General features: G+C 67.1%; 16 protein-coding genes. 13 read left to right on the top strand and 3 right to left on the bottom strand.

From position 1 onward, the window contains the following. Positions 1-6: 6 nt before the first annotated feature. On the bottom strand, positions 7-1,215 hold the full coding sequence (locus JW958_13080) for a PP2C family protein-serine/threonine phosphatase (protein ID MBN1827184.1): 1,209 nt from the start codon (positions 1,213-1,215) through the stop codon (positions 7-9). A 245-nt stretch (positions 1,216-1,460) separates the two neighbouring features. On the opposite strand from JW958_13080, the gene JW958_13075 reads away from it, so the two are divergent. The 11 genes from JW958_13075 (at position 1,461) to atpC (ending at position 10,012) form a co-directional block, all read left to right on the top strand. Beyond that, entirely contained in the window at positions 1,461-2,639 is a 1,179-nt protein-coding gene (locus tag JW958_13075) for a hypothetical protein (protein ID MBN1827183.1), read from the top strand. Between the two features lie 149 nt (positions 2,640-2,788). Further along, the gene (locus JW958_13070; protein MBN1827182.1) at positions 2,789-3,091 is read left to right on the top strand and encodes an AtpZ/AtpI family protein; all 303 of its coding nucleotides are present in this window, start codon (positions 2,789-2,791) and stop codon (positions 3,089-3,091) included. A gap of 84 nt (positions 3,092-3,175) precedes the next feature. Then, positions 3,176-3,628 carry a hypothetical protein gene (locus JW958_13065; protein MBN1827181.1) on the top strand — a complete coding sequence of 151 codons (453 nt, stop codon included), beginning with the start codon at positions 3,176-3,178 and terminating at the stop codon, positions 3,626-3,628. 3 nt (positions 3,629-3,631) lie between these two features. Beyond that, positions 3,632-4,501 (top strand): F0F1 ATP synthase subunit A, encoded by an 870-nt coding sequence (gene atpB, locus JW958_13060; protein MBN1827180.1) that lies wholly within the window; start codon positions 3,632-3,634, stop codon positions 4,499-4,501. A gap of 83 nt (positions 4,502-4,584) precedes the next feature. Next, on the top strand, positions 4,585-4,809 hold the full coding sequence (gene atpE, locus JW958_13055; GenBank protein ID MBN1827179.1) for an ATP synthase F0 subunit C: 225 nt from the start codon (positions 4,585-4,587) through the stop codon (positions 4,807-4,809). A gap of 22 nt (positions 4,810-4,831) precedes the next feature. Then, a complete protein-coding gene (atpF, locus tag JW958_13050; protein MBN1827178.1) occupies positions 4,832-5,344 on the top strand; it encodes a F0F1 ATP synthase subunit B in 513 nt (170 codons plus the stop codon). After that, on the top strand, positions 5,341-5,904 hold the full coding sequence (atpH, locus tag JW958_13045) for an ATP synthase F1 subunit delta (protein MBN1827177.1): 564 nt from the start codon (positions 5,341-5,343) through the stop codon (positions 5,902-5,904). Before atpF ends, atpH begins: the two co-directional genes overlap by 4 nt. Before the next feature lie 6 nt (positions 5,905-5,910). Then, positions 5,911-7,425 carry a F0F1 ATP synthase subunit alpha gene (locus JW958_13040; protein ID MBN1827176.1) on the top strand — a complete coding sequence of 505 codons (1,515 nt, stop codon included), beginning with the start codon at positions 5,911-5,913 and terminating at the stop codon, positions 7,423-7,425. A 10-nt stretch (positions 7,426-7,435) separates the two neighbouring features. After that, complete coding sequence (atpG, locus tag JW958_13035) at positions 7,436-8,308, top strand: ATP synthase F1 subunit gamma (GenBank protein MBN1827175.1); 873 nt, start codon at positions 7,436-7,438, stop codon at positions 8,306-8,308. Between the two features lie 18 nt (positions 8,309-8,326). Continuing rightward, positions 8,327-9,736, top strand: a complete 1,410-nt coding sequence (gene atpD, locus JW958_13030; GenBank protein ID MBN1827174.1) for a F0F1 ATP synthase subunit beta — start codon at positions 8,327-8,329, stop codon at positions 9,734-9,736. After that, positions 9,737-10,012, top strand: coding sequence for an ATP synthase F1 subunit epsilon (atpC, locus tag JW958_13025; GenBank protein ID MBN1827173.1), 276 nt, complete (start codon positions 9,737-9,739; stop codon positions 10,010-10,012). Positions 10,013-10,106: 94 nt separating this feature from the next. On the opposite strand, the gene JW958_13020 is transcribed toward atpC, so the two are convergent. Both JW958_13020 and JW958_13015 read right to left on the bottom strand, forming a co-directional pair. Then, entirely contained in the window at positions 10,107-10,595 is a 489-nt protein-coding gene (locus tag JW958_13020) for a hypothetical protein (GenBank protein ID MBN1827172.1), read from the bottom strand. Positions 10,596-10,671: 76 nt separating this feature from the next. Further along, positions 10,672-11,139: a hypothetical protein gene (locus JW958_13015; GenBank protein MBN1827171.1), complete on the bottom strand. Its 468-nt coding sequence runs from the start codon at positions 11,137-11,139 to the stop codon at positions 10,672-10,674. Between the two features lie 577 nt (positions 11,140-11,716). Here JW958_13015 and JW958_13010 point away from each other — a divergent pair. Beyond that, positions 11,717-14,131 (top strand): hypothetical protein, encoded by a 2,415-nt coding sequence (locus JW958_13010; GenBank protein ID MBN1827170.1) that lies wholly within the window; start codon positions 11,717-11,719, stop codon positions 14,129-14,131. Further along, positions 14,121-14,819 (top strand): HAD family hydrolase, encoded by a 699-nt coding sequence (locus JW958_13005; GenBank protein MBN1827169.1) that lies wholly within the window; start codon positions 14,121-14,123, stop codon positions 14,817-14,819. Before JW958_13010 ends, JW958_13005 begins: the two co-directional genes overlap by 11 nt. Positions 14,820-14,840: the final 21 nt, after the last annotated feature.

Below are 14,840 nucleotides of genomic sequence, written 5' to 3'. Positions count from 1 at the left end.
CCCCCCCTACGGCGCGCGTTTCACCACCACCACGGTGGCGTCGTCCTGCCAGCGCCCGATGCCGTGGGAGCGCGACGCCTCGAAGATCGCCTCGACGAGATCGACGGCGGAGCAATTCCGGTGGGAGCGGATGATCTCCCAAACGCGGTCCTCGCCGAACTCCTCGTCCGACGGGTTGACGCGTTCCACGATCCCGTCGCTCACCGCCACCAGGACGCCCCCTCTGTCGAGGTGCATGAAGCCCCGTTTGAAGCGGATCTCCGGCAGCGGCCCGAGCACCGATCCGCCCACCTCGAGGCGGAACTCGCCGCGCTCCTGCAGCACGAAGGGGGCGATGTGGCCGGCGTTCACGTACATCAGGTTGCCGTTGTCCTCCAGCTCGCCGTAAAAAAGCGACACGAACTTCGTGGATAGCGTGGAGCGGTGGATCACCTGGTTCAGTTTGCGGAGCGTGGGGGTGATCTTCATGTCTTTCTCGACGCCCATCCGGAGGCCGGTCACTACGTCCCGCACCAGAAGCGCCGCCGGAAGGCCGTGGCCGCTCGCGTCGCCGGTGGCGATGCCCAGAACGTCCGAGTCGAGGGGGATGAAGTCATAGTAGTCCCCGCCCACCGACTCGGCGGTCAGCACCCGCGCCGCCAGATCGTAGCCGGGGAAATCGGGGAAGCTCGCCGGAAAGAGCGAGCGCTGGATCAGCCGCGTCTCCGCGAGGTCCGCCTCCAGATAGGCCGTCTCCAAAGTGTGATTCAGCACGTTACGAACCGTGTTCAGTCCGAACTCGATGCTCTCGCGCTCCCAACCGTCGACGAGACCGAAGGCGAGCACGTGCTCCGTCTCGCGACCGACCACGATCGCGACCGAACTCGTCCCGCCGCTGATCCGGTTCTCGAAATCCGGATCGAGGCCGGGGGTGGAGCGGTCGAAGAGATAACAGCGGTGCTTGAAGAGAAGCCGCACCGGCTCGTAATCCATGGAGACGCCGAGAGAGTCGCTCTCGTTTCGTTTCGTCCCCAGCTCCCAGATGAGGACCAACTCGCTCCCCTGCACCTCATAGAGGCGGCCGTTCCGGATCGAGAGTTCGGTGCCGAATCTCTCCACCAGTTCGCGGATCACGTTGGTGAGCAGCTCGCGGCGGTCCGTTCCCGGACCCATCTCGATCTTGGAGATGAGCGTGTCCAGCTTGCGGTAAAACTCTTTCGAGTCGTGAACGGGCATTCCGTCGATTCTCCTGTCGTGGCGGCTCCCCCGCGATGATCGCCCCGATCGCCCGTGCGCGCAACCGGTTTTCGAGAGGAACGGGATGGATCGCATCAATCGCGAGCGCGCGCGAGAGGGACATTACGATCTCTTTTCCGAATCTCCCGGCCGGGTTACAATAGAAACCGGAAAACACACGGCACCGGAACGCGAATCGCGAGGCGCCGGCCCGGCGGGCCGGGCGCGCGGGGAGGGAGCGGGTTTTGCGCGGACGACACACGGCGATCGGCATCACGGGAATCGCTCTGATTGGGTTTCTCGCGGCGGCGCCGGCGGCGCGCGCGGAGCTGCGCACCGGCCCGATCGGCATGGAGGGCTTCTGCGGGAGCGGCTTCGAGCCGGGGGGCGTGGCGGTGGGCGACTGGAACGGCGACGGCGCGGCGGACGTCGCCGCCTCCTATCCCAAGTACGGAGTCGTCGTTCTCTGCCTCGGCGACGGCGAAGGCGCGTTCACGCGCGCCGGCGATATCGCGCTGGAACACGGCGTGACCCGCCTGGAGTTCGGCCGCCTCGGCGGCGCGGACGGCGCTCCGCCCGAACCCTTCCTCGCCGCGTTGAATCCCTCCCTCGGCCGGATCGACCTCCTCTTTCCGGGTGAAGAGGGCTCCCTCGCCGTCCGATTCCCCTCATTCCCGACCGGCGACGACCCGGTCGACATCGCCGTCGGCTACCTCGACAAGGAGGAGCGGACGCCATTCGTCGCGGCGGCGAATCAACAATCCCAGGACGCGACGCTGATCGTCTGGAGAGACGGCGCCTTCCACCGGGAGACGATCGACCTCCGCGAGCCGGGGCGCCCGGAGCCGCGTCCCTCGGCGATCGCCGCGGGCGACCTGGACGGCGACGGCCGCCGCGATGATCTCGCCGTGACCGCGCAGAAGTACGACCTGGTCGTCACCGTGATAGGCGATGATGAGGGGCGGATGGAGCGCCGCTACCAAGAGGTCCGCACCGGGCGCGCGCCGAACGCCATCGCGATCGGATGGCTCGGCGAGGAGAGAACTCCCTATTTCGTCGTTACCAGCGGGCTCAAGGGCGGAGCGCTCTTCTTCCGCCGGGATCCGGAGAGCCGGTTCGGTTTTCGGCGGTTCGCAGCCGTCGACGGCGGCCGTCGGCCGGTGGCGGCTGACGTCTTGAGCGCCGGCGAAACGGGCGCCTCCTACTTCCTCATGGTGGAACGCGGCGCCGAGAGATGGGTGGCCCACCTGGTCGATTGGGCGGGCGAGGTGCGCGTGCTGGAGCAGATGCGTGACGTGGACCCTCGGCTCCACGACGCGCGGCTCGGCTGTTTCCGCGGCGTGGACCAGCCGTTCCTCGTCGTCGCCGGGGAGAAGCTCCTTCTTTTCCCGCTCTTCGTTCTCGACGACCGGCGGATGTACTGACCGCCGGCCGCCGGCCGCCCCTCTCTCGCGCGCCCTCGGATCCCCGCGCGGTTCGAAGCCGCTCCGCCGGCCGCCCCGCCGCCTCCCGTGGCGGTTTTCCCTTGCCTTCACGGGCGGCGCCGGGGAAACTCGAAACTCGGGACGTGTGAATGGAAGAGAAGAGAGACCGGGACCGGACCGGAAAGCTCCGGAAGGGCCTCAGCGCCCTCAAGGGGGCGCAGCGAACGGAAGCCGCGGCGGGGCGTTACATGCACCTCGGCGCGACCCTCGCCGCCTCGACGCTTCTCTTCCTTTACGGCGGGTACAGGCTGGACGGGTGGATCGGCACGCTGCCGCTCTTCACCCTGATCGGAACATTTGTGGGCGGCTTCGGCGGCTTCGTTTATCTCTATAGGGAGTTGACCGCCGGAGAGCGCAGGCGAAAGCGGGAAGGGAACGGCGGGCGGCGGTAAGGACCGGCAGGACCGGCCGCGTCCGTCCCGCGGGCGGCGGAAATCCCTCTCCGGCCGCCGCGGACCCCAACGCGCAGGGAACGGATGGCAACCTCGAGCGCGAGGCGCGACTCGGCCGGGTCGACCCGGCTTTTTCTGATCGGAACGATCGCGGCGGCGGCGGCGCTCTTCGCGGTGCTCCGTCCGCTCTTCGCCGCGCGGATCGCGCCCGGGCCGAACGCCACGCTCCTTTTCGGGCTCGCGGTCTGTCTCGCCGGCGTGATCGGCAGCTACTTCATGATGCGCCGCGCCCTCGCCGGAACGGCGAAAAACTTCCTGGCGGGGTTTGTCGGCGGGATCGCCGCGAGGTTCTTGCTGTTCGCGGCGGCGATCGCCTTCGCCTTCGCCCACCCGGCCCTGGACGGGCGGGGGACGGCGGTGGCGATCCTGGCGGCGTTCCTTCCGCTCACCGCCATCGAGGTGTACAGCGTGGTCCGCGACGGATCGGTGCGCGTCAAGCGCACGCGCGACCCGGGCCGCGGAGAGGAGAACGGCTAGGCCATGTCCGGACACGGGGCGGCGGGCGCCGCCGAAGAGACGGTCCAGCAAGCCGGTCACGCCGAGCAGGCGGCGCAAGGCGCCGGGCACGCGGCGGAGCACTTCGACTTCGTCCACGTGTTCCACCATCTCCAGGACCAGGTGCTGGTGCCGCTTCCCACCTTCCATGTCGGCGGCGTCGCCGTCGATCTCTCCATCACCAAAGCGGTTCTGATGATGTGGATCGCCGGCGCGCTCGCGCTCGGTTTCTTCGTCCTCATCGCGCGGCGGCTCCGCCGGAGCGACGTCCCCCGGGGGACCTTCGTCAACCTTCTCGAATCGATGGTGCTCTTCGTTCGCGACGACATGGTCTACGACGTAATGGGGAAGAAAGCGGGCCGGCGCTACACGCCCTACTTTCTCTCGCTCTTTTTCTTCATCCTCTTCTGCAACATACTCGGCCTGGTGCCGTTCATGGCGACCGCCACCGCAAACATCGCCGTCACCGGCGGCCTGGCCCTCCTTTCCTTCCTGGTGATTCAGACGAGCGGCATCCGCGAGCAGGGGGCCGGTGAATACATCAGGAACATCGTGCCGCCCGGCATGCCGATCTTCCTGCTTCCCATCATGATCCCCATCGAGATCGTCGGCCATTTCATCAAACCTTTCGCGCTCACCATCCGGCTCTTCGCCAACATGACCGCGGGGCACGTGGTGATCCTCAGCCTCTTCGGCCTGATCTTTCTCTTTCGTGCGGTCGCCGTGGCGGTGCCGGCGGTGGCCTTCGTGCTGTTCATCGACGCATTGGAGCTGTTCGTGGCTTTTTTACAGGCATATATTTTCACGTTCCTCACGGTCCTCTTCGTCAACATGGCGATCCATCCGGAGCATTGACGGAGGGGAAGTGGGGCTTCTCGTTTCGACAAAGAGTCCGGAGCGACCGGAGCGAAACGGAAAAGGACAGGAGGACGAAAAAGATGGATCTCGGATTTCTCGCCGCGGGTTTCGGCGCCGGCATTACCGTGTTCGGCGCGGGCTATGGGATCGCGAGGCTGGCGACGGCCGCCCTGGAGAGCATGGGGCGGCAGCCGGAGGCGGCCGGCGATCTGCGGACCTCGATGATCATCGCCGCCGCGCTGATCGAGGGCGTCGCGTTCTTTTCCCTCGTGATCTGCATGCTGCTGGCGACCAAGTCGGCGTAAGGAACGAACCGGCGAGGACGGCATGGATAATCTGCTGAACATCAGCCCGGGGTTGGCGATCTGGACGATCGTGAGCTTTCTTCTCTTCGTGATCCTCCTCCGGTGGTTCGCCTGGGGGCCGATCCTGAGGGCGCTGGAGCGCCGGGAGGAGAGGATCGCCGGCGCCATCGAGTCGGCGGAGCGTTCGCGGGACGAGTCCGCGCGGCTCCTCGAGGAACAGAAGAAGGCTTTGGACGCGGCCCGCGAGGAGGTCCGGGCGATGAATGCCCGGGCGAAGGCGGAAGCGGAGAAGCGGAGCGAGGAGATCGCCGAGCGCGCCCGCGCCGAGGCGGAAGAGATGATCGAACGCGCCCGCTCCGAGATCGGCCGTGAAGAGGGTCTGGCGATCGAACGGGTCCGCCGCGAAGCGGTGGACATCGCCCTCGAAGCGGCTACCCGGCTGATGGAAAGAGCCATGGACGACGACGACCACCGGCGGATGGTGGAGGAGTTCATCGCTCGGACCGCGAAGGAACCGGGGAAGGACGTCTCGTGATGGAGCAGGCGGGAGCGATCGCGCGGGTGTACGCCGGCGCCCTCCTGGAGCTTGCGAAGGAGGGGAACGCCGCGGAGGAGCGGCTCGCCGAAGTGCGGGCGGTTCGCCGGGCCCTGGACGAGGAACCGCGCATGGCCGCCCTGCTCGAATCCCCCCGCCTGGATCCGGTGCGGAAGCGGGAGATCTTCGGCGGAGTGTTCGGCGACGAAGTCTCGCCCGACCTCCGCAACCTCGTGTTCCTTCTGATCGAAAAGAACCGCCAAATGTTTCTCGGGCGCGTGCTGAGCGCTTTCGAGGAAATGTGGGACGAGGAGAGCGGCCGCGTCCGGGGCACGCTCATCACCGCAAAGCCGGTGGACGAGGAGACGACGGCGCGGATCGCCGCGCTCTTTTCGGAGCGGATCGGCCGGGAGATGGTGTTGGAGCGGCGCACGGACCCGGAAATCCTGGGCGGCGCGGTGCTGCGATACGGCGATCACCGGGTGGACGGCAGCCTGCGGAGACGGATCCGCCGCCTGCGGAGGGAGATGCTCCGCGGCGCGGAAGAACGAGAAAGTTAGGTTCCCATGAAGATACGACCGGAAGAGATCACTTCGGTGATCAAGAAACGCATTCAGAGCTTCGACGAGGACGTCCGGATCGAGGATGTCGGCACCGTGCTCGAGGTGGGCGACGGGATCGCCCGCGTGCACGGCCTCCCCGCCGCCATGTCGGGGGAGATGCTCGATTTCGGCAACGACGTGTACGGCCTCGCCCTCAACCTCGAGGAGGATTCCATCGGAGCGGTGATCCTCGGCGACTATCTCCACATCAGCGAGGGGGACGAGGTGCGCTGCACCGGCCGCATTCTGGACGTGCCGGTGGGCGACGCGGTGATCGGCCGCGTGGTGAACCCGCTCGGCCAGCCCCTGGACGACAAGGGCGAGGTGGAGTCGAAGGCGCGGCGTCCCATCGAGTTCCTCGCGCCCGGCGTGGTGGCTCGGCAGCCGGTGAAGGAGCCTCTCCAGACCGGCATCAAGGCGATCGATTCGATGATCCCCATCGGCCGGGGGCAGCGGGAGCTGATCATCGGCGACCGGGGGACGGGGAAGACCGCCATCGCCATCGACACCATCATCAATCAGAAGGGGCAGAACGTCATCTGCGTCTACGTGGCGATCGGCCAGAAGGCGTCCACCGTGGCGGGGGTGGTGAGGCGGCTCCGGGAGGCGGGCGCGATGGAGTACACCACGGTGGTGTTCTCCGGCGCCAGCGATCCGGCGCCGATGCAGTACATCGCCCCCTACGCCGGTTGCGCCATGGCCGAATACTTCATGTATGAACACAACAACGACACCCTGGTCGTTTACGACGATCTTTCCAAGCAGGCCCAAGCGTACCGGCAGCTCAGCCTGCTGCTCCGCCGCCCGCCCGGACGCGAGGCCTATCCGGGCGACGTCTTCTACCTGCACTCCCGGCTGCTGGAACGGGCGGTCAAGCTGTCCGAAAAGAACGGCGCCGGTTCGCTCACGGCGCTCCCGATCATCGAAACCCAGGCGGGCGACGTCTCCGCCTACATCCCGACGAACGTGATCAGCATCACCGACGGGCAGATCTTTCTGCAGGGCGACCTCTTCTACGCCGGTGTGCGGCCGGCGATCAACGTGGGGATCTCCGTGTCCCGCGTGGGCGGCAAGGCGCAGCTGAAGGCGATGCGGCAGGTGGCCGGCTCGCTCCGGCTCGACCTGGCCCAGTACAGGGAATTGGAGGCCTTCGCCCAGCTCGGCACGGAACTGGACAAGGCGACGCAGGCGCAGCTCGACCGGGGCGAGAGGATGGTGGAGATCCTGAAGCAGCCCCAGTACGCGCCCATGCCGGTTTCGGAGCAGGTGGCGATCATCTTCGTCGGCACCAAGGGACATCTGGACGGCGTTCCGGTGGAGAAAATCCGCGCCTTTGAAGAGGGGGTGCTCCGGGCGCTCCGGGAAGAACACCCCGGCGTGCTCGAGTCGATCGCGAAGGAGAAGGCGATCACCGAGGAGAACGAGAAGGAGCTCACCCTGGCGATCGAGCAATTCAAGGAGCGTTTCGGGAAGGAGTAGGCGCGGGGCGATGGCGAAGACGCGCGAAATCAAACGCCGGATCAAGAGCCTGGGGAAGACGGGACAGATCACCAAGACGATGGAGTTGGTGGCGGCGTCCCGGATGAAGAAGACCCAGAGCCGGGTGCTCGCCACCCGTCCCTATGCGAACAAGCTGCGGGAGATTCTTGACGCGGTGGATCTGGAAAACTACGCGGACCGCTTTCCCCTGCTCCGGGCGCACGAGGAGGTGCGGCGCGTCGGCGTGCTGGTGATCACCTCCAACCGCGGTCTCTGCGGCGCCTTCAACGGGAACGTAATCCGCGCCGCCCGGGACATGATGCGGGAACTCGATGGGGCCGGCGTCGAGACGGAACTCCACGTGGTGGGGAAGAAGGGGATCGCCAACTTCCGCTATCGCGGTTACGCGATCGAGTCGAGCCGCGTCGACGTGGGGGACAAGCCGACGCCGGCGCAGAGCGCGGAAATCGCCCGGCTTTTCATGGAGCGTTTCCTGGATGGGCGGATCGACGAGTTCCGCATGGTCTACGCCTCCTATCAGTCCATCGCCTCCCACCCGCCCGTGATGGAGACGGTCCTTCCCCTGCCGGTGGAGCGCTCCGGCGGCGAAGAGAAGGCGCCGCGCGCCGAGTTCCTCCTGGAGCCGTCGCCGCGGGCGATTCTGGAGAGCCTCCTTCCGAGGATCGTGGAGATGCGCGTCTTCAAGGCGCTGCTGGAGAGCGCCGCCGGCGAGCAGGCGGCCCGGCGCATCGCCATGAAGAACGCCACCGACAACGCCAACGAGCTTATCCGGATGTTGACGAGACAGTTCAACCGCGCGCGGCAGGCCCAGATCACCAATGAGATCGCGGAGATCGTGGGCGGCGCCGACGCGCTCGTTTAGACCAAAAAGGAGCGACCGATGAACACCGGCAAGGTGGTACAGGTGATCGGCCCCGTCATCGACGTGCAGTTCGACGAGGGGGAGTTGCCGGAGATCTACACCGCCCTGGAGCTGGACGAGACGACGGGCGACCTCCGGATCCGGCTGACCGCGGAGGTACAGCAGCATCTGGGACGGAACCAGGTGCGGGCGGTGGCGATGTCTTCCACCGACGGCGTGCGGCGCGGTATGCCGGTGAAGAACACGGGCGGACCGATCACCGTCCCCGTCGGCGACGTCACCCTGGGCCGCCTCTTTAATCTGCTGGGCGAGCCGATCGACGAAAAGGGGCCGATCCCCGAGGGAACGCAGAGGCGGCCGATCCACAGGGATGCGCCCGCCTTCGACCGGCTGGATCCGCAGGCGGAGCTTTTCGAGACGGGGATCAAGGTGGTGGATCTCCTCGCGCCCTACGTGAAGGGGGGCAAGACGGGCCTCTTCGGCGGGGCCGGCGTGGGGAAGACGGTCATCATCATGGAGCTGATCCACAACATCGCCACCGCTCACGGCGGCTACTCGGTCTTCTGCGGCGTCGGCGAGCGCACCCGCGAGGGGAACGACCTCTATCTGGAGATGACCGAGTCGGGCGTGCTGGAGAAGACCTGTTTGGTTTATGGCCAAATGAACGAGCCGCCGGGCGCCCGGCTTCGCGTCGGACTGTCGGGGCTGACCATGGCGGAGTACTTCCGCGACGAGTCGGGCCAGGACGTGCTCGTCTTCATCGACAACATCTTTCGGTTCAGCCAGGCCGGGGCGGAGGTGTCGGCGCTCCTCGGGCGGATGCCGTCGGCGGTGGGATACCAGCCGACGCTCGGCACCGAGATGGGCGAGCTGCAGGAGCGGATCACGTCGACCAAGAACGGGTCGATCACGTCGGTGGAGGCGATCTACGTCCCCGCCGACGACCTGACCGACCCGGCGCCCGCCACCGCCTTCACGCATTTAGACTCGACGACTGTGCTGTCGCGGCAGATCGCCGAGCTGGGGATTTACCCGGCCGTGGATCCGCTCGACTCCACGTCGCGGATCATGGATCCGAACGTGATCGGCCGGGAACACTACGACGTGGCGCAGAAAGTGAAGGCGATCCTTCAGAGGTACAAGGAGCTGCAGGACATCATCGCCATTCTCGGCATGGACGAGCTTTCCGAGGAAGACAAGGCGATCGTGCAGCGCGCCCGGAAGGTCCAGAAGTTCCTCTCTCAGCCTTTCCACGTGGCGGAGGCGTTCACCGGTTACAAGGGCGCGTACGTGCCGTTGGCGGAGACCATCGAGAGCTTCGCCGAAGTTGTGGAGGGGAAGTACGACCATATCCCGGAACAGGCCTTCACCTACTGCGGCGGGATCAAGGAAGTGGTGGCGAAGGCGAAGGAGATGGGGGTCGGCTAGATGGCTTCGAAAGCGCTCCGCTGCGAGGTCTACTCCCCCGAGGGAAAGCTCTTCGAGGGGGACGCCGAGAAGGTGGTCGCCACCGCCGTGGACGGCGAGGTGGGGATCCTCTTCAACCACGCGCCCCTCGTCATCGCCCTCGGTGACGGGTCCCTCCGAATCACCGCGCCGGGCGGCGAAACACGCCGCTTCACCGCCCACGGCGGCTTCCTCGAGGTGATCCGCAACACCGTCACCGTGTTGACGGACAAGATCGAGGAGAGTAATTCGAACTAATTAGGGACAGTCACCTATTATCTGTCCGGTCATGAAAAACGCCCGCCGGTCGTCGCCGGCGGGCGATCGTTGTTATTGGACTTTCGTTCGGCGTTTACCGTCCGCAGGGGGTTGTGCAACCCGACTGGGAAGCGCATCCCTTTTGCGGGGCGGTCTGGGCCGAGGAGTTCCCCTTCCCCCGGCAGCCGGCGCCGGCTTTGCCGTCATCCTTCCCTTTGCACTGGCCCTGGCACTTGCCGTCGGCGTGGCCCTTGCAGCTCTCGTCGCACTTGCCGTCGGCGTGGCCCCTGCACTGCCCTTCGCACTTGCCCTGGCACTTGCCGTCTGCGTGGCCCTTGCACTGCCCTTCGCACTTGCCGTCGGCCTTACCCTTGCATTGCCCCTGGCACTTGCCGTCGTCCTTGCCTTTACAGCTCTCGTTGCACTTGCCCTGGGCGTCGCCGCAGGGCTGATTACAATCACCGGCGGCGATCCGGGTGTCCGCCGCGACCGCCTCGGAATGGTTCGACTTCAGTTGATAGGCGCCCGCCAAACCGACGCCCAAAATCAGCAAAACAAGCGCGATGCGCGTGATCACTCGCATGAAAACGTCCTTTCTCTGGAGACATTCGTGCGCCCGGCCCGCGCGGAGGCGGCCGGGTACAATGTGCGATCCGGAATCAGGACGCGCGGGGAGGGGGAACCGGAGGCCGCATGTCGATGGAGGGGATGCTCCCGTGGGGTCGGGGGCGGATCGTCCCCGCGAAAGGAAGAGGGGTCCGGGAGTCGTCGTCATCCGTGGGGGCGAAGGCCTCCCTCACGGCGGAGCAGACGCAGCGCGCCCGGTGCCCGTCGCACCCCCGGGACTTTTCGCAATCGCCGCCGCATCCCCGCGAGTGTGCGCATCCCCCCTTCGCCCCTTCGTCGGAGCCGCAGGCCGAGGCGCCCGGACATTCGCCGGAATCGCGGGTTGCCGCTATGGATACGCCCGGACTGCCGATCGTGAAGAGGACGAGGAGAAAAGAGAGAAGAACGCGGGAGAGAAAACGCTCGTCCCACCAGGGGATCGCGCCGAATCGGGCGGCGGAAAACGCGCCCCGGAGGCGAAGCCGGCCTTTTCCCCTCATGGTCCCTTCGGGCAGGTTCATCTCGCGATTTCTCCGGTTCGATAGAGCGGGGGGCTTGAGACGCCCTTCCATTCTACCACAGAAAGATAAGAAGAGTTCCGTCGCGAGCCCCCTCTTTTAACGGATGAACGCGGGCCGATCGGGGGCCGGGCGCTCGTCGCAGAGGGCCCTCCCACCCTCCCGAATCCCGCCCCCCCATTCCCCATTTTTCGGCGGGGAACATGGTGTGGTTTTCGTCGAGAGAGGTCGCTTATCTTGTGGGGGCACTCTGTCGGCAGGGGGTGGGTGGGTCGTTTTGACAGTTGCCCGGCAGAATCGTGCGCTCGTGGATCGTGTGGATAAGTGGAAAAGGGCGAAAAACCGTCCTCGATCGGCGGAATAGCCGTAACCCCTTATTTTTCAACAAAGGAATATTGGCCCCCTCGAAGCGACTTAACCCCTTATCCACAAAGGCCGGGCATCCCGATCCTTAGATGTTCCCGTGATTTACAGAGACTCGACCCGATCCGGGGAGGTTGAGACGCGTTTCGCGGCGGGGTTTTTTCCGGTAGTATTGCACTTCCGGAAAGGGGGGCGGATGTTCCGCGCAGGAGGCCTCGTGAAAGCCTTGTTCTTCGCCGGGATTGCATTCCTGATGGCGGCCGGTCCGTCGATGGGGGCGCGCACTATCTATTCGCGGGCGGACCTGCTCGCCGGGACCGCCCTGGAGTGCTTCGATTCCTTCGATGGGATACGCACGCTCTGGCGCGGCGCCGGTGAGGCGCTTGGGGGGGAGCTTCGGATCGTGGCACCGGAGGGGGAGTGGGCGGCGGCGTGGATACCTTGCGGGGAGTTGTCCCGCGTGACGGTGGTGGAGTGGGAGGGGGCGCGGCGCGCGGGGCCGCCCGAATCGGGCTGGGCGTTTCTTCTCGGTGCGGGGACTGTGGAAAACGGGGGTGTCCGTGTCCTCTTTTCCGGCGGAATGATGGTTCGTGTCGAGCGTTTCGGGGCGGCCGGGACGGAGATTTTAGCCGGCCCGGTCTCTCCGCCGGGGCTTTTCCTCTCCGGATGGAACCGCGCGGCGGTGCGGATCGAGAAGGGACGGATCACGGTCGTCATCGCCGGCGAAGAGGCGCTCGCCGCCCCCCTCCCCGACTCCACATGGAGCGCGATCGGACTCGCCGCCGGTCCCGGGTCCGCATTCGTTTTCGATAACATCGCCCTTCACACGACCGGGGCGGCTCGCTCCCAATCCCCCCGCGCCCCGTCCGTCCGGGCGCTCCTCTTTGACGGATTCGGCTCCGATCGGGGTCTTTGGGCGCGCGGGGCGTTCCCGGTTCTTCGCGGCGCGTTGACGATCACCACCCCGAACCGGGCGCCCCTCTTCGACCTGCTCGCCTCACCGCCCCGAGGCGCGGAGAGGATCGAGACGCTCTTCGCGATCGACGGACCGGGACCGGCCGATTTTCTTCTGGGAGCCCGCGCCGAGGGAGACGACTTCCGCGGGCTCATCTTCCGGGTGATGCCGTCCGGAGAGGTGTTCCTCCTGGAAAGAAGCGGCGGGACGGACCGTCCGGTTCGTTCCCTCTCCGGGCTGATCGTCGACCTGCGCCACGGTTGGAACCGCCTCGCCGCGCGCCTGGAGAACGGGGAGGCGGATATTCACCTGAACGGACGGCCGGTGATGCGTGTCGCGATGCCGGACGGTTTGAGGGGCTTCGGCGTGCGCGCGGAACCGGGGGCCGCCTTCGCGCTCGATGATCTGCTCGTTTTCGGCGAGTCGGCGGGGGACACGGCGCGGGCGAGATCGGCCTGGCGGGCCGCCCGTTTTCTCGACGGGAGCGCCGGCGCGGACGAAGGGGCGACGCGGGTCGAGCGGATCCGGGAGACGGCGCTCGCGCTCCCCGGCCTGCCGGGGGTTCTCGATCTGCTTTTCCGCGAAGCGGTTCTCGCCGGGGATGTGGAGACGGCGCTCGCGGCGGCGGCGGCCTCGCTCGAGGAACGCCCCGGCGTGACGGAAAAGGAACAAACCTGGGCGCTGGCGCTCCTTCTGGCGGGGCGACTGGAGGAAGCGCGGGGGGCGCTCGCCCGTTTCCGCGCCCTGTTTCCGGAGGATCCCTTCGGGCTCGAGAACACGCTGCTTCTCCTCGACAGGAATGGCGAGAGGGAGCGTTTGGTTCGGGAATACCGCGCGGCGCGCGTAGGGGTGGAGCCTCTCCGCGCCGCCGCGCACGGGGTCGCCGCGTGGGCGTACCTGCGGGACAGGCTGACGGCGGAGGCGGCGGAGGCGCTCGCCGAGGCGCTCCGTCTCGGTCCGGGCCGCTTGGATCTGGAAATCGTCGAGGCGGACCTGCTCCGCGCGCGTGGTGACGCCAGGGCGGCGCTCGCGCGCTACGCGTCTTTTCTGGAGAGGGAATTGCCGCCGGAGGTGGAGGGAGCGGTACACGCGCGCCTGGCGCTGACCTGTTTCGAGTCGGGCGATTTCGAGAGGGCGGCGCGGGAATTGGCGACGCTCGAAACGGCGGAGGATGAAAGAGCGGAAAGGGCTCGGCGGATCCTGCGTTCGGTCGCCCTCGTGAGGACAGGGGAGACGGTGGAGGGGGAGGCGGGGCGCGCGGCGCTTCTCGAGGGGCGGGCGCTGGCCGAGTCGACCCTTGCCGACCCGCCGGGAACGGAGGACGCGATCCTCTTCGACCTTTTGGGGAGGGTCGAGTCGGCGCTGGCGCTGCTCGATTTTCAGTCGGACGGGGACTATCGGGCCTATCGAGAGCATGGGCGGCGGGCGGACAGGTTGCACGCGCGCTCGGCGGCGCTCGATCCCCGTTTCGCGTCGCCGCCGGGGGCGGCCGGCGAGGTGGGGACGCGCCCGGCGCCCGACCCGGGGCGCTATGCGGCGCTCGTCGCCGCGGCGCTTCCCGACGATCATCCCGTGGGAGGTTTCACGGAGGACCCGCAGCGCTGGGCGTCCTGGCGCGCCGTGGACAGGCGCGCGGACCTGGCGGAGCGGGCGATCGAGGAAATCCTTGGACAATAAAAGGAAATCGCCGGCGCGACCGCGCGGGCTTCTGATCTTCGACCTGGACGGCACGCTTTTCCGGGGGGATCGGGGAACGGCGCGGGCGGTGTGGGAAACCTGTGACCGTCACGGCCTTCCGCGCCCGAGCGCCGATGCGATCAACGGCTACTTCGGCCGTCCGGTGCACGAGTTCCACGACTGGTTCCGCGGCATGGCGCCCGGCCGGGACATGACCCTCTTTCTGGAGGAGATGGACCGGCGCGAGTTCGATCTGGTCGCCGAAACGGGAGAACTCTATCCCGGGGTACGGGAGATGCTCGAGCGCTTCCGTCGCGAGTTCCGGCTGGCGATCTGCTCGAACGGGTCGAAAATTTACATCGATACGGTTTTGGAGAGTCGGGGGATCACCGGATTGTTCGACCGGGTCCGCCACAGGGAGCGGCCGGAGGAGAGCAAGCCGGAAATGGCCCGGGAAGTTCTGGGGGAGATCCCGGCGAGGCCGGCGGTGCTGGTCGGAGATCGCCGGGACGATTTCCGCGCCGCCCGCGACAACGGCATCTTCTTTATCGGCTCGGCTTACGGGTTCGGGGCTCCCGGCGAGATCGACGGCGCGGATGCCGTCGTCCGGGAGGCGCGGGAGATACCGGCGGCGGTGGAGCGGCTCCTCGCGGGATTCGCGCCGGACGCGAACACCGCCCGCCCGTAGCCAGCCGTACCATTTGCGTGT

Source organism: Candidatus Eisenbacteria bacterium (assembly GCA_016930695.1).
In the GTDB taxonomy this organism is placed as follows: Bacteria; Orphanbacterota; Orphanbacteria; order Orphanbacterales; family Orphanbacteraceae; genus JAFGGD01.
This window is presented reverse-complemented; position numbering and strand designations above follow the sequence as displayed.